This is a genomic window from Rhizobium anhuiense (genome assembly GCF_003985145.1).
Classification (GTDB): domain Bacteria; phylum Pseudomonadota; class Alphaproteobacteria; order Rhizobiales; family Rhizobiaceae; genus Rhizobium; species Rhizobium anhuiense.
On sequence record NZ_ML133523.1, the window covers coordinates 190,892 to 214,526 of the forward strand.

23 protein-coding genes and 3 pseudogenes are annotated in these 23,635 nt (G+C 59.4%); 15 read left to right on the forward strand and 11 right to left on the reverse strand.

Annotated features, from left to right (window positions below; all coding sequences use genetic code 11):
- The first annotated feature begins 104 nt into the window (after nucleotides 1-104).
- Nucleotides 105-1,226 carry an acyltransferase family protein gene (locus tag EEQ99_RS11455; RefSeq protein WP_127430437.1) on the forward strand — a complete coding sequence of 374 codons (1,122 nt, stop codon included), beginning with the start codon at nucleotides 105-107 and terminating at the stop codon, nucleotides 1,224-1,226.
- A 386-nt stretch (nucleotides 1,227-1,612) separates the two neighbouring features.
- Nucleotides 1,613-2,227 (forward strand): pseudaminic acid biosynthesis-associated methylase, encoded by a 615-nt coding sequence (locus EEQ99_RS11460; protein ID WP_047614120.1) that lies wholly within the window; start codon nucleotides 1,613-1,615, stop codon nucleotides 2,225-2,227.
- Here EEQ99_RS11460 and EEQ99_RS35600 read toward each other — a convergent pair.
- From EEQ99_RS35600 to EEQ99_RS35120, 3 genes and pseudogenes are all read right to left on the reverse strand, one after another.
- A pseudogene (locus tag EEQ99_RS35600) lies at nucleotides 2,224-2,460 on the reverse strand (hypothetical protein); the annotation flags it as partial. The gene EEQ99_RS11460 and the pseudogene EEQ99_RS35600 sit on opposite strands and share 4 nt — an antisense overlap.
- A gap of 33 nt (nucleotides 2,461-2,493) precedes the next feature.
- A complete protein-coding gene (locus EEQ99_RS35115; protein WP_244604794.1) occupies nucleotides 2,494-2,640 on the reverse strand; it encodes a hypothetical protein in 147 nt (48 codons plus the stop codon).
- Between the two features lie 344 nt (nucleotides 2,641-2,984).
- Nucleotides 2,985-3,581, reverse strand: a pseudogene (locus tag EEQ99_RS35120) (hypothetical protein); the annotation flags it as partial.
- Between the two features lie 80 nt (nucleotides 3,582-3,661).
- Here EEQ99_RS35120 and istA point away from each other — a divergent pair.
- The 5 genes and pseudogenes from istA (at nucleotide 3,662) to EEQ99_RS11495 (ending at nucleotide 8,503) form a co-directional block, all read left to right on the forward strand.
- Nucleotides 3,662-5,192, forward strand: a pseudogene (gene istA / locus EEQ99_RS11470) (IS21 family transposase).
- Nucleotides 5,162-5,896 (forward strand): IS21-like element helper ATPase IstB, encoded by a 735-nt coding sequence (gene istB / locus EEQ99_RS11475; RefSeq protein ID WP_047614110.1) that lies wholly within the window; start codon nucleotides 5,162-5,164, stop codon nucleotides 5,894-5,896. Before istA ends, istB begins: the two are co-directional and overlap by 31 nt.
- A 471-nt stretch (nucleotides 5,897-6,367) precedes the next feature.
- Entirely contained in the window at nucleotides 6,368-7,249 is an 882-nt protein-coding gene (locus tag EEQ99_RS11485) for a dienelactone hydrolase family protein (protein WP_127430439.1), read from the forward strand.
- Nucleotides 7,250-7,357: 108 nt separating this feature from the next.
- Nucleotides 7,358-7,954: a P-loop NTPase family protein gene (locus EEQ99_RS11490; RefSeq protein WP_063476702.1), complete on the forward strand. Its 597-nt coding sequence runs from the start codon at nucleotides 7,358-7,360 to the stop codon at nucleotides 7,952-7,954.
- Nucleotides 7,955-8,056: 102 nt separating this feature from the next.
- Nucleotides 8,057-8,503, forward strand: a complete 447-nt coding sequence (locus EEQ99_RS11495) for a hypothetical protein (RefSeq protein WP_244604795.1) — start codon at nucleotides 8,057-8,059, stop codon at nucleotides 8,501-8,503.
- A gap of 107 nt (nucleotides 8,504-8,610) precedes the next feature.
- Here EEQ99_RS11495 and EEQ99_RS11500 read toward each other — a convergent pair whose 3' ends face one another.
- The 3 genes from EEQ99_RS11500 to EEQ99_RS11510 form a co-directional block, all read right to left on the reverse strand.
- Nucleotides 8,611-9,096, reverse strand: coding sequence for a hypothetical protein (locus EEQ99_RS11500; RefSeq protein WP_127430440.1), 486 nt, complete (start codon nucleotides 9,094-9,096; stop codon nucleotides 8,611-8,613).
- Between the two features lie 140 nt (nucleotides 9,097-9,236).
- Nucleotides 9,237-9,581 (reverse strand): antibiotic biosynthesis monooxygenase family protein, encoded by a 345-nt coding sequence (locus EEQ99_RS11505; RefSeq protein ID WP_047615534.1) that lies wholly within the window; start codon nucleotides 9,579-9,581, stop codon nucleotides 9,237-9,239.
- Between the two features lie 52 nt (nucleotides 9,582-9,633).
- Nucleotides 9,634-10,530, reverse strand: coding sequence for a LysR family transcriptional regulator (locus EEQ99_RS11510; RefSeq protein ID WP_127430441.1), 897 nt, complete (start codon nucleotides 10,528-10,530; stop codon nucleotides 9,634-9,636).
- Nucleotides 10,531-10,752: 222 nt separating this feature from the next.
- Here EEQ99_RS11510 and EEQ99_RS11515 point away from each other — a divergent pair, with 222 nt between their 5' ends.
- The 4 genes from EEQ99_RS11515 to EEQ99_RS11530 all read left to right on the forward strand — a co-directional run bounded on the left by EEQ99_RS11515 (nucleotide 10,753) and on the right by EEQ99_RS11530 (nucleotide 16,611).
- A complete protein-coding gene (locus tag EEQ99_RS11515) occupies nucleotides 10,753-11,916 on the forward strand; it encodes a mandelate racemase/muconate lactonizing enzyme family protein (protein ID WP_127430442.1) in 1,164 nt (387 codons plus the stop codon).
- A gap of 129 nt (nucleotides 11,917-12,045) precedes the next feature.
- A complete protein-coding gene (locus EEQ99_RS11520; protein WP_047615530.1) occupies nucleotides 12,046-12,837 on the forward strand; it encodes an aldolase in 792 nt (263 codons plus the stop codon).
- A 146-nt stretch (nucleotides 12,838-12,983) separates the two neighbouring features.
- Complete coding sequence (locus tag EEQ99_RS11525; protein ID WP_127430443.1) at nucleotides 12,984-14,897, forward strand: adenylate/guanylate cyclase domain-containing protein; 1,914 nt, start codon at nucleotides 12,984-12,986, stop codon at nucleotides 14,895-14,897.
- 139 nt (nucleotides 14,898-15,036) lie between these two features.
- Nucleotides 15,037-16,611 carry a carboxylesterase/lipase family protein gene (locus tag EEQ99_RS11530; protein ID WP_127430444.1) on the forward strand — a complete coding sequence of 525 codons (1,575 nt, stop codon included), beginning with the start codon at nucleotides 15,037-15,039 and terminating at the stop codon, nucleotides 16,609-16,611.
- Between the two features lie 88 nt (nucleotides 16,612-16,699).
- Here the strand turns inward: EEQ99_RS11530 and EEQ99_RS11535 are convergent, their stop codons facing one another.
- A complete protein-coding gene (locus EEQ99_RS11535) occupies nucleotides 16,700-17,581 on the reverse strand; it encodes a LysR substrate-binding domain-containing protein (RefSeq protein ID WP_127430445.1) in 882 nt (293 codons plus the stop codon).
- 117 nt (nucleotides 17,582-17,698) lie between these two features.
- Between EEQ99_RS11535 and EEQ99_RS11540 the strand changes: the two genes are divergently transcribed.
- Both EEQ99_RS11540 and EEQ99_RS11545 read left to right on the forward strand, forming a co-directional pair.
- The gene (locus EEQ99_RS11540; RefSeq protein ID WP_063476699.1) at nucleotides 17,699-18,403 is read left to right on the forward strand and encodes an SDR family oxidoreductase; all 705 of its coding nucleotides are present in this window, start codon (nucleotides 17,699-17,701) and stop codon (nucleotides 18,401-18,403) included.
- Nucleotides 18,404-18,496: 93 nt separating this feature from the next.
- The gene (locus tag EEQ99_RS11545) at nucleotides 18,497-19,066 is read left to right on the forward strand and encodes a pyridoxamine 5'-phosphate oxidase family protein (protein ID WP_097595795.1); all 570 of its coding nucleotides are present in this window, start codon (nucleotides 18,497-18,499) and stop codon (nucleotides 19,064-19,066) included.
- A gap of 32 nt (nucleotides 19,067-19,098) precedes the next feature.
- Here the strand turns inward: EEQ99_RS11545 and EEQ99_RS11550 are convergent, their stop codons facing one another.
- The 3 genes from EEQ99_RS11550 to EEQ99_RS11560 all read right to left on the reverse strand — a co-directional run bounded on the left by EEQ99_RS11550 (nucleotide 19,099) and on the right by EEQ99_RS11560 (nucleotide 21,097).
- Entirely contained in the window at nucleotides 19,099-19,629 is a 531-nt protein-coding gene (locus EEQ99_RS11550; RefSeq protein WP_097623268.1) for a dihydrofolate reductase family protein, read from the reverse strand.
- 429 nt (nucleotides 19,630-20,058) lie between these two features.
- Complete coding sequence (locus EEQ99_RS11555; protein WP_097623269.1) at nucleotides 20,059-20,436, reverse strand: hypothetical protein; 378 nt, start codon at nucleotides 20,434-20,436, stop codon at nucleotides 20,059-20,061.
- Nucleotides 20,437-20,716: 280 nt separating this feature from the next.
- A complete protein-coding gene (locus tag EEQ99_RS11560; RefSeq protein ID WP_047614095.1) occupies nucleotides 20,717-21,097 on the reverse strand; it encodes a hypothetical protein in 381 nt (126 codons plus the stop codon).
- A gap of 297 nt (nucleotides 21,098-21,394) precedes the next feature.
- Between EEQ99_RS11560 and aac(6') the strand changes: the two genes are divergently transcribed.
- Nucleotides 21,395-21,847, forward strand: coding sequence for an aminoglycoside 6'-N-acetyltransferase (gene aac(6'), locus EEQ99_RS11565; protein WP_097623303.1), 453 nt, complete (start codon nucleotides 21,395-21,397; stop codon nucleotides 21,845-21,847).
- Between the two features lie 242 nt (nucleotides 21,848-22,089).
- Here the strand turns inward: aac(6') and EEQ99_RS11570 are convergent, their stop codons facing one another.
- Nucleotides 22,090-22,488 carry a VOC family protein gene (locus EEQ99_RS11570; protein WP_047614465.1) on the reverse strand — a complete coding sequence of 133 codons (399 nt, stop codon included), beginning with the start codon at nucleotides 22,486-22,488 and terminating at the stop codon, nucleotides 22,090-22,092.
- Between the two features lie 89 nt (nucleotides 22,489-22,577).
- Here EEQ99_RS11570 and EEQ99_RS11575 point away from each other — a divergent pair, with 89 nt between their 5' ends.
- A complete protein-coding gene (locus EEQ99_RS11575; RefSeq protein ID WP_063476555.1) occupies nucleotides 22,578-23,288 on the forward strand; it encodes a helix-turn-helix transcriptional regulator in 711 nt (236 codons plus the stop codon).
- Nucleotides 23,289-23,635 lie beyond the last annotated feature (347 nt).

The following is a 23,635-nucleotide window of genomic DNA, read 5'->3' on the forward strand; positions in this document are numbered from 1 at the left end:
GGTGGCTAGTCCAGGAAACCACGTTCTAGCCCGTCAAGGCGCGGCCGTGCCGCGTATGACAGCCATCGCCATCGATAACCGCTGATTTGAAGGATGGGTTTCGCGTGCTTTCTACGCAGGACGGCAAATTTGCCGACGACTCCATGGATTTGGACGAGGGACCGGACGTCGTCGCCGGGCATTCCCAAACTTCTAGGAGGTTTGACCCTTCGATTGCTCAGAGAGGGCGGAATATCGGCTTGGACTCCATCAGGGGGATCTGCGCGACATCTATTGCGGTCTATCATTTCATAGCCTGGAAGGGCCTCGTGCTGACAAGCGTTGGAACGTTCGGCGTTTACATCTTTTTCATTCTGTCGGCGCTGACCATGTTCATGGTCTACGGTCAGACCTTCTCGACGAATATCGCGCGTGGTGATCTGCTGGATTTTTTCCAGAACAGGGCCGCTCGCATTCTTCCCTTGCTGTTGGTGATGTCGGCTATAGCTGCCTGGAACTACAACAATGAGGGAGTGTTGGCGAAAGCAGTTCTGACGGGATCGGGGGTTTTTAGCCTTGGGCTTCCGGGACATCTTTCGGCATCGACCGGGGCTTGGTCTCTGGGGATCGAGATCGTATTTTACATAGCTTTCCCAGTCTTGGCGCTGATGCTCGCAAGTGTAAGCTTGCGAGCTGTCGTGGTTGTCACCATCGCGGCAATTGTCGCTCAGCAAGTCAACCTCTCTTTGTTGCCAGGAGAGGCAGCTGGGGTCATAACGCGTTGGGTTTACTACACGGTACCCTTAACTTTCGCTCCCTTTTTTGCGCTCGGCATACTCGCGCACCGCATCAAACTAAGAGCAAGCATCGCGAACTTTGCCGGGGCGATGGTCGGGTTCTTGATCATCTGCGCCTACAGCTCCGTTATCCCCTTCGACATGTTCCGTTCAAGCGTGTCGTACGTTCTGTTGACCGGCATATCTTTCATCACGGTCACCCTGGCGTTTAACTCTATTGTCCCCCCGCGGTTGGTGCGTTGGTCGGTTCTAGGTGGAGAACTGAGTTATTCGATCTACCTGACACACTGGATCGCTTATTTCTCAGTGCAGAAGGTTTTTGAACATGCTCCCAAAATCCTTCTGCCGATCGAGTTTGTTGCGTTCATCGCGCTGACGTTGGGCATATCCTACGCAACGTACTTCCTAATCGAGAAGCCTTGCCGAGATCGGTTCAGGGCGAAGCGCTGACAAATCGAGCAGTTCAGCCATAGGAGATGCGCCGACTGTCCGCTTTCTTCATGCAATCGACTGGCAAAGTCCCGCCATGTGCTAACAATGCCGGTTGCCATTCCCATGGTTTCCATTGAATGTAAGTTCCTTCTTTAAATCACACGGCTACAGCCTCGGCGCGGCTTCGAAAAGGGCGTCGATCTGCTCTTCCGAAAAGCCCATGGCGGCAAATCCGGCCGCTATCATGGGTTCAGTACGAACAAATGTTCCGCTGAAGAACCCGTTTCCAATCAGAGACGAGTTTCATGGACTTCCTTCCAGAACATCGGGATTTAACACTGGATATCTTAGGTATGATACACTAACCACAATCGGTAATTGCGCATCGCGGTGGGAGAGCACTGATGTTTGAAACTGAGCAGGAAGAATTTTGGGCCGGCGAATTTGGGGATAACTATATTTCCCGTAATCGAGGGCCGGAGGTCGTTGCAGCAAAGACCGCCATGTTTGCTAAGATCTTGCGCTACACCGATCGAGTTCAATCAGTCAGGGAGTTAGGAGCCAACATTGGGTTGAACATCCTGGCGTTACGAAATCTCCTTCCAAACGCCGAGTTTCAGGCCATCGAAATCAACGGTCGCGCTTTCGAGCAATTGAACGTCATCCCCGGCATTACCGCAGCCAATGCTTCCTTGTTTGATCCCATCGATTGGGCGCCAACGGATATGGCATTCACTGCCGGGGTTCTGATCCATTTGAATCCTGGCATGCTGCCGATAGCCTACAAGCGACTATATGAATCCAGTCGCCGCTATGTCCTTGTTGTCGAATATTACGACCCAAAGCCCACTGAAGTATCGTATCGCGGCCATAGCGGCCGTCTGTGGAAGCGCGATTTCGCAGGGGAGATCATGGATCTATACCCCAATCTCCGTCTTGTGGATTACGGCTTCATCTATCACCGGGATACCAATTCCCCGGCAGACGACCCGACATGGTTCTTGATGGAGAAGCGCTAAAGTGCGGCGGCGGCCGTGAAGAACTCGTCGATCTGCGGATCGGTAAAGCCCATGGCTGCAAAGCCGGCGGCCATCATTGGTTCTGTCCGGACGAAAGTGCCACTATACTCGTCGGCAATTTGCACCGCTTTCGACTGCGTGGCGATCCAGGCTTCGACCTGATCGAGAAGGCCAAATGCAAACAGTTGCAGCTTGAATTGGCGAGCAGAAGCGCTTGCGACTGGCAGCGGTGGCTGGGGCGCGTACTCAGCTACATCGCCATGAACTCACTTCCGCAGCCCGTTATTGTCAATGAATTCTTGCCATTGCTCATCCCTGATCTGGATTGCTTCAGTCGGAATGTTGTTGCCGTGAATGTCGGACGAATAGAATGCAGCGAGGAAGCCGTTATTGTCGAAGACAGCAAATTTCATCTTTCAATATCCTATTGCAGCCCAGTAGTAGGATTGAGTGGCAACGCCAACAGAGCCGCCGTTGTTGACGAAGCGCGGACGAACGTTGAAGCTAGACAGAGTTGCGACGTCGCAAGCGAACGCCAGAGAGCTGACGCCCGACCCTCCAATCGTCGCCCCGTTCGCAACAACCAGAGCGGCACGAAAAGCGGTCGGGAGAGTAATCGGCAGAGTAACTGTATGATCGCGCCCCGGATTAGTGCCTGTGCCGTACTGGACGATATGGCCGTCCGGCAGCTTGAAATATCCTGTGACGCCCTTCGTGAAGGTCGCCCGAGCGACGCCCATGTCTGCGTTCGCGAGATTGTGAAGAAATTAGTACCATCGCAAACGATCTCAGCCGTCGTTCCGTCCGGTACGATCAGGGTCGTCGCGCCGTTGATAGTCTCCGATGCAACAGGATCAATGGTAACCGCACCGCCATCGGCAACGACAGTCACCGGCCATCCCGCCCCCAAGGTGGTAGCGGCTGTAAGCGTGAGAGTAGCAGCGGCAGTGAACCGAAGGACGGTCCCCGCATCAGCGGCAACCGCAGTATAGCTGGCGTTCTTGGTAGCATATTTGACGCCGCCGCTGACAGCACCGGTAACAGTGAGGCCGGACGCAGACCAGTTCGCTATTTCCACGCCGCTAGCTACCAATGCGCCAACGCCGCCCCCCTTGAGATAGATACCAGTCGACGGATTTGAGGCGAACCCTTCGCCCGGTGCTGCAGCGGAGCCGTCGGCCGCCTTGATCGGCGAAACCATTGGCGCCGAACCATCACGCGGCAGCGAGTTGGTGATTTCGTTGCCGAGGTCGGTTGTCAGAGCATTCCACGGCACGGGGTCGATGACCTGGCCGACGAAAGGTGTCGTGCCGGCGGGGTTGGAATAGACGCCAGTTGATGGGTTTCTGGGCATTCATGTGTTTCGGCGTGCAAATTTGACCCCCCTCAGATTTCATCTGACCATCCGGCTTTTGACGGCGGATGGAGCGGGAGTTGAAGCGAGTGGATGCGATTGCGCGTGTTCGACAGGCCTTCCATGTGCAGGGCTGGTCGGTGAAGAAGATCGTCCGGGAACTCCATGTGTCGCGCAACACGGTTCGCAAGATACTGCGCTCCGACGAGACCGATTTTTCCTATGAACGCGAGCGACAACCGCTGCCAAGGATCGGAGCGTGGAAGGCCGAGATCGAGCGGTTTCTGACGACCAACGAGAGCAAACCGTCGCGTGAACGGCTGACGCTGATCCGGATTTACGAGGAGGTTCGGGCACTCGGCTACGATGGCAGCTATGATGCCATCCGGCGATATTCCAAGACCTGGGCGAAGAACCGGGGAGCCGTGACGGCGGAAGCCTATGTGCCCCTCTACTACGCTCCAGATGAGGCTTACCAGTTCGATTGGAGTCACGAGATCATTCTGATCAACGGCGTGACGACGACCGTCAAGGTCGCCCATGTCCGGCTCTGCCACAGCCGGATGATGTTCGTCCGGGCCTATATCCGCGAGAGCCAGGAGATGGTCTTCGATGCCCATGACAAGGCCTTCGCCTTCTTCCGTGGCGCCTGCACGCGCGGCATCTACGATAACATGAAGACTGCGGTCGAGGCGGTGTTCGTCGGCAAGGAGCGACAATACAATCGCCGCTTCCTGCAGATGTGCAGCCACTATCTGGTCCATCCCGTTGCCTGCACGCCCGCATCCGGATGGGAGAAGGGACAGGTCGAGAACCAGGTCGGTCTCGTGCGCGAGCGCTTCTTCACTCCACGCCTACGGGTCAAAAGCCTGGAGGAGCTGAACGTCTGGCTGCTCGACAAATGCATCGCCTACGCCCAAGGCACGCCGCCATCCCGAGCAGACCGAGCGGATGATCTGGCAGATGTTCGAGGAGGAGCGCGGCAGCCTGGTGCATTACGTTGGACCGTTCGATGGCTTCCACTGCGTTCCCGCCTCGGTGTCAAAGACCTGCACAGTCCGCTTCGACATCAACAAATACTCCGCCCTCTCGACTGCGGTCGGCCGCCCTGTTGAGGTTCACGCCTATGCCGAGAAGATCGCCATCAGGCAGGACGGCGTGAACGTCGGTGAGCATCCTCGTTGCTTTGGCCGTGGCGAGACGATCTACGATCCCTGGCATTGTGTCCCCGTTCTGGCTCGCAAACCCGGTGCTTTGCGCAATGGTGCTCCGTTCCGGGAATGGGTCTTACGCGCAGCGATGGAGAAAGTGCGCCGGCGGCTGAAGAGCGTCCATGATGGTGATCGGCAAATGGTTACCATCCTCGGCTGTGTTCCCACCGATGGGTTAGCGGCTGTCGATGATGCCTGCCAGGAGGCTTTGGATCACGGCGTCTGTTCAGCCTCGGTGATCATCAACATTCTGGCCCGCAGCCGTGATCCGGCTCCGGCCGCAACTCTGCAAACCCCGGATGCGCTGCGTCTGAGCCATGAACCGGTCGCCGATTGCGCACGCTATGACAGCCTCAGGAGGGCAAGCGGATGGAACGCACGCAAGTGCTTGAACTCATGAGCACGCTGAAGCTCTATGGAATGCGCAGCGCCTACGACGAGATCATGGGCAACGGCATCAAACGGCAGCACGAACCGCCGCGCATCGTCGGCGATCTCTTGCAATCGGAGATCGCCGAGAAGCAGGCACGCCCCATTCGCTACCAGCTCAGCATCGCCAAGCTGCCGCTCGCCAAGGACATCGACGACTTCGACTTCGCCGATACGCCCGTCAATGAATCCCTGGTGCGGGAGCTGGCCTCCGGCACCTTCGTCGCCGATCAACGCAATGTCGTTCTCGTCGGCGGCACGGGAACCGGGAAGAGCCATCTGGCCATCGCGATTGCCCGTGCTCTCATCCGCAACGGAATGCGCGGCCGCTTCTTCAACGTCGTCGGTCTGGTCAATCGATTGGAAACGGAAACGCGCAGCGGCAAGCAAGGGTGGACGGCCGACTATCTCAACCGTCTCGACTTCATCATCCTTGACGAACTCGGCTATCTGCCATTTGCCCAGGCAAGCGGTCAGCTCCTGTTCCATCTGATCAGCAGGCTCTACGAGCGCACGTCGATTATCGTCACCACGAACCTGGCGTTCGGCGAATGGCCGACGGTGTTCGGCGACGCCAAAATGACGACAGCATTTCTGGACCGTCTGACCCATCATTGCGAGATTGTCGAAACCGGAAACGAGTCCTGGCGCTTCAAGAACCGCTCTCAAAGCTAAAGCCGAAGAAAGACATAACCCGCACTTGGCCTACCCTCTGCAACCCCGGCCAGCGCCGGGCAGGCCAAGCGCTGATCGACATCATCAGGGGGTCAAAATTGGACGCCGATAAGGGGTGAATTTTGGATGCTGATTGACATCCCAGGGCTTGACCCGAGGATCTATGCCCGCTGCCAATGGAGACCAACGTAGATCCTCGGGTCAAGCCCGAGGACGACGGAGCAAGAGGTGGGCCGTGTGGCAAATCCGCAAGCCTTAGCCAATGGCGCATACGGCCGGAGAGCGGCGCCGACTTGGTCGACATCCCCCTGGATTCAAATCTCGCAGCTTGGATTTACGGTAGTCATAAACGACCTGCCAGGGGGTGATCAAGCGCTTCTGACTGCGACGCGCGGTAATTTAATCCACCCAATCCAACCCAATCGGCAGCCGAACGCCACCCGCTTTGCGCGCCTTCAGGTCCGGCGTATAATGAGCAAGCTGCTGATCCAACGTTGGAGAAGCTCAGTGAAAAACACGAGACTTTTTCTTTGCCTTGCCGCTTTTCTCAGCGTCACGCTCGCCGGAAACCCGGCTGATGCCGACGAACTGGTTCACTTCGAAAGCGCGCCCGTCAAGCTAAGCCCATTTCGAATAAGCAAGGCTAGGGAACAGGGAGAAATTCTTTCTCAACCGCAGGGTACGCCATTGCTGGGATATCTATCCCGCCCCGGGGGTGATGGCCCCTTCCCGGCGGTCGTCCTCCTGCATGGATGCGAGGGCATGCGGTTGAGCGTCAAGGACCTTTGGCCGAAACGGCTGGTCGCATGGGGCTATGTCGTGCTGGTCGTCGATAGCTTCACCACCCGCCACATCGAGGACCCGTGTCAAAGCCATCTCCCCGATCGCGTCTTCGACGCCTATGGCGCTTTGAATTTCTTATCGAAACAAAGCTTTGTCGATATCAGGCGCGTTGCCCTGATGGGCTTTTCAACGGGCGGCACCGCGACGCTGGAGGGAACAAAAATCGAAGGCAACGAACAGCTGATGGACCGCAAGTTCACCGCAGCGGTTGCCTACTATCCCCTCTGCGCGGCAACGCAGGGCGATGCGACGGTGCCGATCCTGATTTTAACCGGCGACCGAGACAATTGGAGCCCGGCCGACCGATGCCGGAAGAGGCTTGCCAAGCTGAGTGACGCCAGCCCACCCATCGAGCTCAATATCTACAAGGGTACCTATCACGATTTCGACGCCCCGGAGTTCAAGGTGGGAAGGCGGGTGCTGGGTCACATCGAAAAATACAATCCGGACGCCGCAGGAAAGTCCATCCGCAGCGTTCGCACATTCCTTCAAACCTACCTGTCGAACTAAAGCCCGAAGTCTGTCTGCTGTGGCATCCGATGAGCACTCATTGCAGCATTCGGTATATCGCCTATTCTGCGCCCCACGTGATCCCTCGGCATCTGAAGGCATAGGATGATGCGTATCTTTATTTTGCTGATCGGTTTTCCGGGCGTTGGAAAACTGACGATCGCAAGGGAGTTGCAAAGCCTGTCCTCGGCGAAAGTCATCGACAATCACTGGTTCAACAACCCGGTTCTGCGTCTCCTGGACGATGATGGAACGGGCCACCTTCCTGAAGGAATATGGGATTATACGGGACGAATTCGGCAAACCGTGTTGGATGCAATTGCCGAATACACCGGCCCTTCCGCCAACTTCATCTTCACGCATGCCGGCCGGGATGGTGATCAGCGCAGTCTTCGCACCTACCAGCAGTTCGACGATGCCGCTCAACGCTGCGGGGCTGTCCTGGTACCCGTGAGACTGCTCTGCGACGAAGATGAGCTGGCACGCCGTATCTCCATGCCCGCGCGCCGCAACGATCTGAAAGCGACCGATGCGCAAGCCTCCAGGGAGAGAAGCCGGCGGGACAAGGTTTTTGATCCGAAGCATCCCAACACCCTGGTCTTGGACGTCACATCCACGCCGCCGCCAGAGAGTGCAGCCGCAATTTGGCAGCACGCTCTAAAGTCACTTACCAACAGCATCGAGACCGCCCCGTCAAACGTTTAGTTGAATGTCCACGGAAGGCAATTCGAAGCAACCAGCTACGTGGGTGTCATGGGAGTCGATACTCAAGGCGCCGTCCGACACCTAACCCGCAGGAACTGAACATTGACACAACCCGCAGCCGATAAGGTCCGCTTCGAATTTGTTACGCAATGTCCAAGGGATGATGGCTGCGGCGTTTTCGTCTTGCAGATGTTGACGGGCAAACCCTACGACCAAATTGCCAGCATGATCGATTGGGGCGTTCAGACCAATCATTACACAACCTGGAAAGAACTGCGCGGCGTCCTGAGCGAGTTGGGCTGGCAGACTGGCGGATTACGCAAAGCGGAGAGCTGGGGCGATGTTTGCGGGGTAGCGGTAGTCCATGTCGAAGGAGACCACTTCATCCTCTATGACGCCGATAACGGCATCTTCTATGATCCTGGGCAACCAGATGGCCCCGATCTGCATAGCCGCCTCGTTCCTATGAACTACCTTGCGGTGCAATGCCCGTGGCTGGTGGAGGCCAGCTTGGATCCTCGGCTCAAGCCCGAGGAAGACGGAGGGTGAGGTCGAGACCTTCATCCCCAAACCTGCCTCCGGCGGGAGATCCTCGCCGGCTATCTCAGTCACATCCCATCGAATCAAAATACCGGATCGTGTCAGCGGTTGCGTGCCTAGCGCAGTTCACCAAGCACGACATAGGTTCTTGCGCGCAGTCCGATCTTCACAAAGCCTGCAGATTGACCGCTGGCGCAGTCGTGCGGCGCAAAACCCTTCGGCAACATCTCCTCGACCGATGAGGAAATCTCGTGCCTTGCCAAGACATCAAGCTTTTGGAACCGTTTGAACGGGGCGAGCTCGATTGTTTCCTTCCCAACGAGCACGAATGCAAAATGGCCCTCATCCGCAACGTAGTCGTTCGCGACGAGATACATGTTCACTCTGGCGGCGAACGCGTCTTTGGAAGACAGTCGGTCTTGGTAAGGCTGAAGCAGGCAAACCGCCTGAGCATCAAAGGACGATAGATCCGACAACTTCGCTGCTTGGCCAATTGGGATGTTCTTAAAAGTCGCATCACCCAAGGAGCCGGCATTGGCCCACGGCCCGTAAACAATCCATGCCAGCGACGCCAATAAACCAATAAATCTCACGAAGTTCATCCGCGCCCGTACCTCCTGCGTCGACACTCGATACAACCCTGTGTTGGCAACACAGTCAACAAGCCCCTTCGCACCCCCACCCTCCGTCATCCCAGGCCCGAGCCTGGGATCCATACCTGCGGCCGATGGCGGGGCAAGGATCATCGCGGTTTGGCGATATCCGCTTCGAATCCATAGGCTCTTTGAACGAGGGCGACGCGGATTTCATAGCGCCTATACCAGTCAGTCCGGCCCCGGCGTTGCGCCTCGACGTGATCGACAACCGCTTTCCAGGCCCGGATGCTTTCCTCGTCCCGCCAATAAGAGTTGATGATGCCGAAACCGTCGGCACGGCGGGCGCTTTCGAAACCCAAGAAGCCGGGTTGCTGCTTCGCCAGCTCCACCATCGCAGCGCCGACGTCGCCATAGCCGTCTTCGACCTCGGTTCGTTGCGATGAGAAGCAGACGACGTAATAGGGTGGCGCAGGCAAGCTAGCGATCGACATGCCAACCTCTCGTTGCTGATCCACACGGATCATTGCACCATGCGCCGTCAGGTCAATCCCTGCTGCACACCAGCTTCCAGAAGCTCTCGGCGATTTCGGTCATGCGCGCCCGCGGCCTCATCAGGACGATCTGCACGTCGACGGCCCACTCCTCAGACCCGGCGAAGGCGAGCCGGCCGCCGGGCCCTGTCTCGTCCTTTGCAAGGCTCAGCGGAATCCAGGCAACGCCCTTTGCCTCGATCGCCAGCGCCTTCAGGGCCATGGCGAGGTGTGAGGTGAACACCGTGTCGAGACGTAGCGACTGCATGCGCTGGGAAAGGTTTGCGGCCAGGATGCGCCCCATGCCGGACTTTTCTTCGAAGGCGAGAAGCGGAACGCCCGTCGCGCCGGTGAGGCTGTAAAGCGGCTCTCCGTCCTTCTTTCGGGCGCAGACCGGGACGAGCCGGTCGGCATCGAGCACGACATGGCGGTAGTTTTGCATGTCCAGCCGGATGCCGCTGTTTTCCTGGTAATGACACAGCAGGAACTGGGCCCGCCCTTCCAGCATGATCTTCTCGCATTCGTTCATATTGTCCGAGAGCAGCCGGATGGGCATGGCGGCGGCGCTGTGCCCCAACCCTTGAATCCAGGAGGGCAAAAAGATGAAGGAGAGCGCGTGGGTGGCCGCGAATGTGACGGTCGATGTCGCCGCCTTGATCTGCGCGAGATCGCGGGCGGCGCGTTCAAGCCTTGCGGTGATATCGCTCGCCGCCTCCAGCATCAGCTCTCCCGCCGGCGTCAGCTTCAGCCGGTGTGTCGAGCGATCGACCAATTCCCACCCGCACCATTCTTCCAGCGCCTTGATGCGACGTCCGAAGGCGGGCTGGGTGATGTTGCGCCGTTCCGCCGCTCTCGAGAAGTTCAGCGTTTCGGCAAGAGCCTGGAGGTCGGCGAGCCATGCGGTCTCCACGGAAGGTTTCCTTTGACGGTTGCAGTGCCATGTAAACACTGAAAAGACGGTATAGCGCCTGACAAATCAATGTTTCTTTGCGGTTCTCTGCCTGTTTGCGCAAAGTGATGATGCCGAAACGGCACTGATAGAACCCGCATCGGCATTGGACGCGCCGACCGCCGCGCATCAAAATGAAACCATCGTCATCAGCCGCCGTCGGCGAAGGGAATGGAGCCCGTCATGCGCATCATCGACATCTGCGAGGTCACGAAGCCGATCGCTTCGCCGATCCGCAACGCCTATATCGATTTCAGCAAGATGACCGCCAGCCTGGTTGCCGTCGTCACCGATGTCGTCAGGGATGGGCGCCGCGTCGTCGGATATGGCTTCAACTCCAACGGCCGCTACGGCCAGGGCGGCTTGATCCGCGAGCGCTTCAGGGACCGCATCCTCGAAGCAGCACCCGAAAGCCTGATGAACGACGCCGGCAGCAATCTCGATCCGCACAGGGTCTGGGCGAGGATGATGACCAACGAGAAGCCCGGCGGCCACGGCGAGCGCTCGGTCGCCGTCGGCACCATCGACATGGCGGTCTGGGACGCGGTGGCCAAGATCGAGGGCAAGCCGCTGTTTCGTCTTCTCGCCGAGATGAAAGGCCGGGAGGCCAACCCGAAGGTCTTCGTCTATGCCGCCGGCGGATACTACTACCCCGGCAAGGACAACAGCGCTCTGCGGGCGGAGATGCGGAGCTATCTCGACCGCGGCTATACCGTCGTCAAGATGAAGATCGGCGGCGCGTCGATCGACGAGGACCGGGGCCGCATCGAAGCCGTGCTGGAGGAGATCGGTTCGCAGGCGCAGCTTGCGGTCGACGCCAACGGGCGCTTCGATCTGGAGACCGGCATCGCCTATGCGAAGGTGCTGCGCGACTATCCGCTGTTCTGGTACGAGGAGATCGGCGATCCGCTGGACTACGCTCTGCAGGCCGCCATCTCCGAATTTTACGACGCACCGATGGCGACCGGCGAGAACCTGTTCTCCCATCAGGATGCCCGCAACCTGCTGCGTTACGGCGGCATGCGGCCGGACCGCGATTACCTGCAGTTCGACTGCGCCCTTTCCTACGGCTTGGTCGAATATTTGCGCACACTCGACGTGCTGCGTCAGTTCGGCTGGTCGCCGTCGCGCTGCATCCCGCATGGCGGCCACCAGATGTCGCTCAACATTGCCGCCGGGCTCGGCCTCGGCGGCAACGAAAGCTATCCCGATCTGTTCCAGCCCTATGGCGGCTTCCCCGATGGCGTCGAGGTGATCGATGGCCATATCCTGATGCCCGAGCTACCGGGTATCGGCTTCGAAGGCAAGTCGGAGCTGATCAAGGTCATGCGCGAATTGGCTGAATGAAAATATGCCCGCCCTGCCACAGGATATGAAGCGAACCATCTTTGCGCCCAGCCGGCTTGATGGCAGACCAATCCGGGCGTAATCCAGAACACAGCCCCTCTCCTTCCGACACCAATCCGAGACGACCCCATGGCGCACTCCCTCAACACAGCCCCATCGCCCGCCGGCGGCCCCAATCAGCCGAAACTCGATACGGATGACATCTGGCAGGCTCGCGTCGATCTTGCCGCCTGTTTCCGGATGGCGGCGCGGCTCGGCATGGAGGAAGGGATCTGCAACCACTTCTCGGCCGTCGTTCCCGGTTACGACGACCTGTTCATCGTCAACCCTTACGGCTACGCGTTTGCCGAGCTGACGGCCTCGATGCTGCTGATCTGCGATTTTCACGGCAACGTCGTGTCGGGCAGCGGCCAGCCCGAGGCCACCGCCTTTTACATCCACGCCCGGATTCACAAGAACGTTCCCCGTGCCAGGGCGGCGTTCCACACCCATATGCCTTATGCCACCGCCCTTTCGATGACGGAGGGCGATCCGCTGATCTTTGCCGGGCAGACCGCCTTGAAATTCTACGGGCGCACGGCCGTCGACCGCAACTATAACGGCCTGGCGCTCGACGCGCGCGAGGGCGACCGGATCGCGGCTGCGATCGGCGATGCCGACATCGTCTTCATGAAGCATCACGGGGTGATGGTCTGCGCACCGAATATCGCCGAGGCCTGGGACGACCTCTATTATCTCGAGCGCGCCTGCGAGGTGCAGACGCTTGCGCTCTCGACCGGGCGCCAGGTCCTTGCCGTCGCGCCGGAGATCGCGCAAGCGGCGTATCGGCAGATGCGCGAAGGCGACCCGGAATCGGCCAGGCTGCATCTGGAGTCGGTCAAGCGCGCGCTCGATCGCAGCGAGCCCGAATACAAGCGCTGACACCGCCCGCGCAACCCCGCTGATCCCAATCGTTTTCGGCACTGACTTCACCGCCTTGTGCAAGCTTTCAAAAAGCGGTTAGCTTGAAATCGTTGGGAGTGCTCGTTCCTGCCCGGCAAGGCAGGAGAGCATTCGAGGGAAATCCCGTGGGCTGGTCCAAACCCTTAAGACTGCATCTCGGCGTCCTGGTCGTCGCATCGCTGCTGTGCACGTCGACGCCGATCATCTGGATGGCATTCAGCCACGGAAGCGACGCTGCGGTCAGCGCCGGCGCGAAGCAGATGCGCGAGATGAGCCTGCGGCTGATCGAGGGATATCGCAATACGCTGCAGGGAGGCATCGAGGCGGTCGCACTCGCATCGACCCTGCCGCAGCTTGCCTCCCCGCCGCCTCGGGATATCGACGCGAAACAGCAATTCTTTCTGGAGGTCCTGCGAAACGTCCCCAACGCGACGAGCATCTACACCGGCTATTCCGACGGCTCATACCTGCAGGCCATCAACACCGAAAGGCAGGACGTCCGCCGGACCCTCGCAACCCCGGATGGCACGGCTTTCGCGATCCGGACGATCGCCGGGAGACAGAGCGCCGACGTCATCTCGACGCTTCGCTTTCTCGACAGCCAGGCAAGAGAGATCGGCGAGCGCGACGTCGAAGTTGCATCCTTCGATCCTCGGCAACGCCCGTGGTATCAATCCGTCGTCCAGGACGGTTTGCCTGTCTCCGTCGGCCCCTATATCACCGGCACGCTCAATGTTCCGACGCTGACGATCGCCGCGCCGATGCGGAACGATGGTCAGGTGGTCGTCGGCATCAACATTCACCTGCAGACCATCAGCCGCCTGCTGGACACGCGCGAGATTTCGCCGCATGCCCGTGCTTACATCATCGATGGCAGCGGTGATCTCGTCGCGCATTCCGACCCCGATATCATGAACAGGATCATCGGATTGTGGTCGAGGACATCGGGGGGCTTTGCCGCGAGTGCAAACAGCTTCGACGCGAGCCTTAAAACCGTGGCGAGGTTGCGGCAGGATCCGGCCTTTGCCGCCGGCGGCCTGGCGCGGGTCGATTTCGATGGCGAAAGCCATCTCGTGCAGCTCGCCCCTGTCAGCGTCTCCGGCCTGTTCCAGGGAAGCGTGGCCGCAATCGTCGTGCCGCTGGAGGACCTGGTGGCCGAGGCCAATCGGCTGCTCCTGCACAATCTCCTCATCGCCAGCGCCTTCGTGATAGCAGGTGTCGCCGCATCGGTGCTGCTGTCGCGCATGGTCAGCCGCTCCCTCTATCGTCTCGCCGACGAGGCGCGCAGGATCGGCGATCTCGACATCGGCGAAAAGCCCATGTCGCATTCCTGGATATCGGAGATCAACACGCTGGCGAGCGCGCTGGCGGCCAGCCGTCATGCCATCAGTCAGTTTGCCCTCTACGTTCCGCGTGAAGTCGTCCGGCGGATCATCGATCCCGAGGCAAGAACGCTCGTCAAGGCGAAGCGGCAGGATGTGACGGTGCTGTTCACCGACATCAGAGACTTCACCACCATCTCCGAGCTCAACTCACCCGAGGATGTGGTCGATACGCTGTCGGCCTATTTCGAACTCCTGAACACCATCGCCGAGCGCCATGGCGGCACCGTCGTGCAATATCTCGGCGATTCCATTTTCGTCATGTGGAACGCCCCTGTTCCAGATGCCGGACATGCCGAAAACGGCTGCCGATGCGCGCTTGCCATGAAAGCGGCGGTGGACGGCCTGAACGAAGCCAATCGCTTGAACGGCCGCCCCGAACTCTTCACCCGCTTTGGCTTGCACACCGGCCCGGCGGTCGTCGGCAGCTTCGGCGCAATCTCGCGTCAGCAGTACACGGCCATGGGCGATACGATCAATGTCGCCTCACGCCTGGAAGGATTGAACAAGGACTTCAACACCTCGATCCTGGTCAGTGCAGCCATACACGACACTGTGGCCGACCGCTTCGAGCTTCGCCCGCTCGGCCTGGTGCAGATCAAGGGACGGGCCGAGAAGGTCGATATATGGGAGCTTGTCGGGGGTATCGGCGAATGAAGCATGGCGCGAGCCTTCAGGGCTGAAGGCGATACCGACGATGCCTGCCGCTTCCGGACTTTGGTCGACGTCGGATGGACGCTGTTCGATGCCGCTCTATCGGAGTATTTTACCCTGAGCCTGGCGGTTGGAGGGTGCAGTGTTTGTGAAACGCAGTCACAAGTTTCTGCTCTTTTTCGCGGTCGCATCCTGTCAGATGACTTTCGCGCCACGCTTGGGTGCGGCGGACGACACCGTTACAATCGACAGCGGAACGCTGAAGGGTGAGAGGTCGGGCTCAGTCGTCAGCTTCAAAGGCATTCCTTATGCGGCGCCACCGGTCGGTGATCTGAGATGGCGCAATCCCCGACCGATGAAGCCCTGGAGCGGGACGAGGGATGCCCGCGATTTCGGTCCGTCCTGCATGCAGACCGACGACCTGCCGAAGTCGGAGGATTGTTTGACGCTCAATGTCTGGACACCCGCCAAGCGCTCCAAAACACCCCTCCCGGTGATGGTCTGGATTTACGGCGGCGCTCTTGTTCATGGAAACACCCCTCAATATCCCGGTGGTCAGCTGGCCGCCCGCAGAGTCGTGTTCGTCAGCATGAACTACCGCATGGGGCGGCTCGGCTATTTTGCCCATCCGGCGCTGATAAAGGAATCCCCCGACGAGCCCGTCGGCAACTATGGCTACATGGATCAGCTTGCAGCCTTGAAATGGGTCCAGCAAAATATCGAAGCCTTCGGCGGCGATCCGAAGAAAGTGACGATCTTCGGCGAGTCGGCCGGTGGCGGCTCGGTGATGGCGCACATGATATCGCCGTTATCACGGGGGCTTTTCCGCGGCGCCATTCTCCAGTCACCGGGTCTCCCGACCGCGCGTGCGCAGAGCACTCCCTTGTCACCGTTGAAAGAAGCAGAGAAAACCGCGTTGGACTATGCGGCTTCTCTTGGCATCAATGGTCGCGATGCCGACGCTCTCAAGGCCCTTCGGGCGCTGCCTGCGGAAAAACTGACCGAAGGCGCATCGGCACCAGAGGTGATGGCGGGAATGTCGACAGGCAAGCCGGTCATCGGCATCTCCGGCTCGATTCTTGACGGACGGTTTTTGCTCGAAACGCCGGAAGCGGCTTTTGCGGCAGGCCGTCAAGCGCCGGTTCCGGTCATCGTCGGGGCAAATAGTCGTGATCTCGGTATCGGTGAGGCCGCGACGAAAGACGATCTCTTCGCCCTGTTCGGCAACCATGCGGCCGAAGCCCGGACGCTCTATGATCCCACAGGCCAAGAGGCCCTCGATGAGTTGACGCAACAGGTTCTGGCCGACAAAACGCTTGTCGAACCGTCTCGCCATCTCGCTGACGAGATGATCCGCGCGGGTCAACTGACGTGGTGGTATCGTTTCTCCTATGTCGCCGAGGCTCTCCGCAACGATCCGACATGGAAAGGCACTCTGCACGGCTTCGAAATTCCCTATACGCTCAACATCCCAAACGCCCTGGTGAAAGACAAGGTTACACCGGCCGACTGGGCCATGGCCACATTGGCGAGTGCCTACTGGGTTCAATTTGCAACGAGCGGTGACCCCAATGGCGGCTCATGGCCAAGATGGCCTCACCACGACCCATCCGTCGGCAGGGTCTTCGACTTCACCAATCGCGGCGCGACGTTCGGAGCCGATACGCTGAAACCCAGGCTCGACCTCTGGCAAAGATACTGGGAGGAAAAGAAATGACGGGGTTGGTGCCTGTCGCCTGGTGTGTTGCCTTCCCCATGCGGCCGCTTCCCGAACATGTGGCGACTGACGGAAGATGAGCAGACAGTCAGCGCTGCACCTGCGACCATAGCCAATCCTGAAGCTTATCCACCGCTTCCGACTTCCGGTAGCGCGGCTTCACCAGATAGAAGCCCGCCCGCGCTCTGAGCACGCCATCGAAGACCTGCCGCAGCCTGCCTGCCTCGATATCGGTCGAGACGAAGGCCCGGGTCGCCATGGCGATGCCCTGTCCGGCGATCGCGGCTTCGATCGCGTGCGATGTCTGCGAGAAGCTGATGCCGCGAAACAGCGTGGGATCGCCGCCGCCGAGGAAGCGGTCGATATATTCCGGCCAGAAATTGTGCACGTCGTGCAGCAGGGTGTGGCGCGTGAGTTCACCGGCATTGTGCGGCTCGCGGCCTGCCGGGACGAGGCCCGGATTGCAGACCGCAATGATGTCCTGCTCGAACAGCAGCTCGGCGGCAAGGCCGGGACCGAAGGGCGGCGTGCCGTAGCGGACAGCGAGATCGACGCCATCCGTCTGGAAGCTGGAGATTCGATCGGTGGCGAGGATGTGCAGGTCGTGGCCGGGATGTTTGGCGGTAAAGTCCGGCAGGCGCGGTATCAGCCATTTCGAGGCGAAGGTCGGCGTCGTGCTGACGGTCAGTTTCACCGGCTGCGGCTTCAGGTTGGCGGTGGCATTGGCAAGCAGTTCGAAGGCGCGCCTGACGTCGGCGACATAGCTGCGCCCCTCGCCCGTCAGCGCCAAGGATTTCGGCAGGCGCTCGAACAAGGTCACCCCGAGTTCCGCCTCCAGCCCGCGCACATGCTGGGCGACCGCGCCCTGCGTCACGCCGAGTTCTTCGGCGGCGAGCCGGAAGTTCAGATGCCGCGCCGCCACATCGAAGGCCCTGAGAGCGTTGAGGGATGGGAGATTGCCGATGGACATTCGATAGTTTTTCTACAGGGATATTTCAGGAAAACTGGTTCGCTCTCATTGAAGGCGCATGGTATTCGAAGGATCAAGGCCCGGCAATGGGCGTAAAATCGAGCAGGGATGGCGACGATGGCAGTAGAAAAGGTAGCGATCATCACGGCTGGCGGCAGCGGCATGGGTGCGGAGGCGGCAAGGCGGCTGGCGGCCGACGGTTTCAAGGTCGCCATCCTCTCCTCGTCCGGCAAGGGCGAGGCGCTGGCCAACGAACTTGGCGGCATCGGCGTGACCGGCTCGAACCAGTCCAACGACGACCTGAAGCGGTTGGTCGACGCCTGCATGGAAAAGTGGGGCCGGATCGACGCCCTCGTCAACAGCGCCGGTCACGGGCCCCGTGCACCGATCACCGAGATCACCGACGAACAGTGGCATACCGGCCTCGACATCTATCTGATGAATGTCATCCGTTCGGTTCGCCTGGTCACGCCGATCATGCAGGCGCAGAAGTCGGGCGCGATCGTCAATATCTCCACCGCCTGGGTGGCCGAACCGTCGGCAATGTTCCCGACCTCGGCCGTCTTCCGCGCCGGGCTTGCCGCCTACACCAAGATTTACGCCGATACCTTTGCGGGCGACGGCATTCGTATCAACAACGTGTTGCCGGGCTGGATCGACAGCTTGCCGGCGACGGAGGAGCGCCGCGACAGCGTGCCGATGAAGCGCTACGGCACCAGCGCCGAAGTGGCCGCGACGATTTCCTTCCTCGTTTCCGAAGGGGCGGGTTATATCACCGGCCAGAGCCTCAAGATTGACGGCGGCCTGACCCGGTCTGTCTGATCGGGATCGCTTTCAACGCTGGGGGAGAACAGCGATGTGCTGCTGGATCGTCAAAGACGGCGAGACAAGGAATGCCAAGGCGGAGGCGGCACGGTGACCCTCGCCGAGGTCGATGCATCGGCCTGGGCCGAACTCGAAGGCGCGACTGCCGATCCGCAGTCGGCCTTCCGCTACCTGAACCTGTGTTCGGTCGATGCCGGCGGCCGGCCGCAGGCCCGCATGGTCGTGCTGCGGCGCGCGGATGCGGCGCGGCGCATCCTGGAAATCCATACCGATGTCAGAAGCCCGAAATGGCAGGAAATATCGGCCAACCCTTCGGTCGCCATCCTCGGCTTCGGCCCGCAGTTAAAAGTGCAGCTTCGCCTTCAGGGATCGGCCGAACTCTATGGACCGGCAAGCCAACGCGCGGCCGAGGCCTGGAGCCTGCTGCCGCCATCGACACGCAGCACCTATATGGGCGGGCCGCCGGGCGACGACATCGAGGAGCGGCCTGCGAGCGACGGTACGGTCGCAGATGCCGACGGACGGGCCTTCTTCGGCGTGCTGATATTCCGGGCCGAGACGCTCGACTGGTTCCAGCTGCGCCATGCCGACAACCGGCGCGCGGTCTTTGCCTATGACAATCTCGGCGCCCTCACCTCCTCGCGCTGGGTCCACCCCTGACCCGATCGGATTCCGCCCGGCGAGCTGGGCGATCAGGCAGGGACGTAGGTCAAGCGGATCACATTCTCGTCGATCCGATCATGGGCCACAAGGCGAAGCGGCGGCCGCGGTGCGGCGAAATAGGGCGTGCCGTGACCAAGCACGACGGGGTGCAGATAGATCTGATACTCATCGATCAAGCCGAGTTCGGTCAGGCTTCGCGCCAGGTTCGGGCCGGCAACTTCGATCTCCCCGTCGCGCTCGGCCTTCAACTTCCGGATCGCGCCCTCGAGATCGCCCTCAAGAAGCGTGGCGTTGGGGCCGACCGACTCCAGCGAGCGCGAGACCACCCATTTCGGCTGCTTCCGCCACGCTTGCGCGAAGGCTTGTTCGTCTGCCCCCCATTCAGGCTGATCGTCGTCCCAGTAACGCATGATCTCATACATCCGGCGGCCGTAGACACTGCCCGCCAGCCGCTCGGTCCCCTCGATGAAGTGGCGAAAGAGCGTCGGGCTTGGCCCAAATTCCGTATGATCGACGTAGCCGTCCAGCGACTGGTTCATTCCGAACACGAGCTTAGCCATGCCACTTCCTTTCCTTAAAGGGCACATCCGCGCATGCGGTAAAATAGCTCGACTGATTTCAAATTGCAATTGGTTTGCGATCCGCACGAACGCTCGCCTCGCTCTCAGGACGGCTATGCCCAGGGTCGGGAACCGCTGAAGCATAGCGGCGGGTTTGCAGTTGTGCCTTACGACGAAGGAGTGGCGACGTTGACGCAATGACGCGCGTGTTACTGAGCATTGGCCCGCTTGGAAATTGCTCGTGAGAACCCCGCGATCAAGTTGGCGGCTGAACCCAAATTGCGCGAAGCACTCGCGGGCCTTGGCCACCCGGCTAGCGCAACACCGGTCGCCTCGATATGGATCGTAACAGCGAGAGCCTAAAACCTTTCTGAGTCAGTCGGACTATGCCCGTGACTGCTTCGAGCCGTCGTCAATTTTGCGGGGCAGTTAAAACCACGCGCCCCCGGCGGGGTCGAAAGTCCAACACTTGCCGACCAGGCGACGTACCTCAGGCTGCACAAAACCGATGAGATTTGTGATCAAGCCAGGATCGGCTTTCATCTCCCATGACAGTTCGATACGCTGATTGCAGAGTGCAATTTCGCTGCTGTCCTTATGAGGGAAAAATTCCGCAATCTCTTGGGATTCAATCAGCACGTCGCTCTCGCTGGCCAATTGAACGTCCAGTTCAACCGGTGCACCGAATTTCAAGTGGTCCGGAGCGACCTGCCTAAGGGGTTCACGGTACTGGGCAAGCGCGGCTTGTAGCGCAGTCAAATCGTCAAAGCCGTCACGGAAAAGGATTAGCAAAGAGAGAAGTTGCATTCATGAACCTCGGTACAAAATTCGAAAATTCCAATAACGATAACGGTCTGTTTGCAGGCCGGTCAGCCGCCCTGCCGTCGAAGCCGCAAGTGAATCACGGTTTACAACGCGCCCTGAGGCGAATGGTATCGACCAACTGGCCCTCCGTTCGATGCCCATAGACACCAACCATCATAATCGATGCCACAATAGTGGTGTTATCATCGATGTGATCATGCTCCGCCTGACCTTTCGATGCTTTAGGGACGGCCCGCCACCAGGGTCTCTCACGCAGAGATTTCTACGCCCGATTTCTGGGCCGGTTCGCTCGCTCTGGAAAGAATGAGTTACAGAGGCGCAGCATAATCCGAATCCTGTTTGGCGTACTCTGCAATTCATTATCAATGCCATCCCGATGTTTTTGGACTCGCCTATCGGCGTCCTCCGGAGATTTTCCAATCTCAACAAGGTCATTCTTTCCTTTTTGGTACAGAAAGTCCGCCTCTAGGGTGTGAAGGGCTTCGGCGACCGTATCACCTGTTTTCCCGTAGGTTTCGGCCAGTTTCATATGGACGGCCGTACAATAGAAGAATTGATATTTGGGAAAACGACGCTTGTGTTCTTGCGCGGTCGAAACGGTTGGCAAGATAATCAGAAATACTGCAATCAACCGAAATTTCATGTCGACTCTCGACGGACACCGGACGCGATCGATATCACATGCTCAGCGCCCCGTGCCCGAACTTGTCGGTTGAACCTTAACTTTCGGTTGCGACTGATGACCGCTTCGGGGCCGATAGCGGCCCCGCGATCATCAATGACTGCGTAGCTGTGCTTTTGCGAGAGCTTCGTCCCGGCCGGAATGCGCCAAGGCCGGACATTGCCGGCATTGCAAAACCGTCTATTCTGCGACGTTGCAAAAGTCAGGAAAACAACTGTCGCTTTTATCGGGAATTTCGCGACAAAAGAGAACCTCACTATGGAATCGATTATCGCGATTGGGACCATAAAAGATGTTGAGCCGTGGGCGGAACTTCGCGTTGCGCTGTGGCCGCATCACTCGCTCGAATATCATCGCGCTGAGTTGGGCCGGGCGTTGCTTTCAGAAAGTGGAGACGCCGTCGCGTTCATCGCTCGAAATGCTGCGAATGAAGCTGTCGGGTTTGCTGAGGCCACTTTGCGACATGATTATGTGAATGGATGCAGCAGCTCGCCCGTTCTATTCCTCGAAGGGATTTATATCAGGCCCGTTGACAGGCGAAAGGGTATCGCACGGCTGCTTTGCGATGCCGTTGCCGATTGGGGTAAGTCGCTTGGGTGTGTTGAGTTTGGCTCTGACGCGCCCATAGAGAATTCAGCCAGCCATGCGCTCCATACCGCTTTAGGCTTTGAGGAGACCCAACGCGTCGTGTTCTTCCGAAAGCCACTATAGGCCGGAGTTGCCCTTCCACGAGATGGTTCGCCGCACAAATCCCGACTTATGCGATACTCCGGTCTTTCCCGCGTTCGAGGATGCTCGCCGCAAAACTCTAAAACTTGGAGTTTCGCGGCGGATTTTTGCGACGGCCCATGACCGCTTCGGGCCGGAAGCAGCCGACGCGTCGCGCTGGTTGCGGTCGTCTGCGCGCGGAACGTTGGTCAAACAAAAGCTCCGGCCCCATCAGCGTCGGCCGATCAACGGCCGGCGAAACGGCGTCTCGCGGCGTCGGTGACGGGTGTATAGAGGGCGACGCGTGTGCCCTCGGGATCGGAAATCTGCATCGTCCGGTTGCCCCATGGCAAATCCTTGGGTGCGTGCACGACCGTGACCTGGTCCTTGAGCCGCGCGAATTCCGCATCGACGTCCGAGACCATGAACTCGAGAATGGCTGTCCTGTTGGCGCCGGGCTCCGCACTGCCCTCGCTGAACAAGGCCACGGTTTGCGCGCTGCCGATTGCGAGGCTCGCGCCGGGAGTGACGATCTCGGCGAAGACGGGTGCAAGCCAGTCGGCGCGGCAGCCGGTTACCAGCTCATAAAAGGCCACCATGCCTGTGATATCCGCGGCAATGAGGCGGGTGGATGCGAACTTCATGATCTTCTCCTTGGCTGTGCGGCCGTCTCTTTCCTTGCTTTTGTGCCATAGCCGTGCTGACAGCGTTGTGGCAGCAGGAGTCATCAGGCATGCGAAAAGCGGATCGGCTTTTTCAGATCATCCAGATTCTTCGACGGTCGAGCCGCCCGGTGACCTCGTCCGAGCTTGCGGGGGAACTCGAGGTCGCGCGGCGAACCGTCTACCGCGATATCGCACACCTGATGGCCCAGCGTGTTCCGATCGAGGGCGAAGCGGGGTTCGGCTACGTCCTCGATCGCCGATATGACATGCCGCCCCTGATGCTGACGCCCGACGAGATCGAAGCCGTCGTGCTCGGCGTTCAAATGGTGGCAAGGTTGAATGACGCGGCCATGCGGAATGCCGCCGGCGATGTGATGGCGAAGATCACATCGGTCATGCCGCAGGATCTTCTTCCCTATATTGCCCAACCTGCCGTCGGCATCAAACCGGATGATGTCGTCGGCGGCGATGCGACACGCGATACGCGTCCGCTGAGGTTGGCGATCAGGGAGGGCCGCAAGCTCGAACTCGACTATCGCGCGGCGGATGGAACGATCACCCGCCGCATCGTCTGGCCTGTGCTTCTCGGCTATGACAACACGCACAGCCTGTTGATCGCGTGGTGCCAATCGAAACAAGCCTTCCGCCATTTCCGCACCGAACGGATTCTCAAAGTCGAGATTCTCAATGAAGCCATCGGCATGTCCCGGAGCAAGCTGAGGCAGCAATGGCAGCAGTGGCGCGATGCCGAAATGCGGAAATCCCGTGGGGCGCAGTGATCGTTGCGCGTATCTATGACCTTTTCCCAGTCCCCCAATTGTGTCGTTTGCGCATCACTTTCCGTAAGGTTGTAAAAACCCGCTTGGCAACGGCAATCTCATTCGCTACAAAATGGTCACCGTTTCAGATCGAACACAAGGGAGGCGTTGCATGACACTAGCAATCATCGAAGTCTTCCCGTGCGGAATGTCCCGACAGTAGGTCATTTCCATTCGCGGCCCGCCTTAAGCGCGCGCCATGCGGTTTCACTTCCCTCACAGCCCAATTTGATCTGACGGGATCAGTTTGTCTCCCGTTTGGGCTGTGCCATCCAACTCTCTATTTTGAGGACCGGCCGCCGAAACGG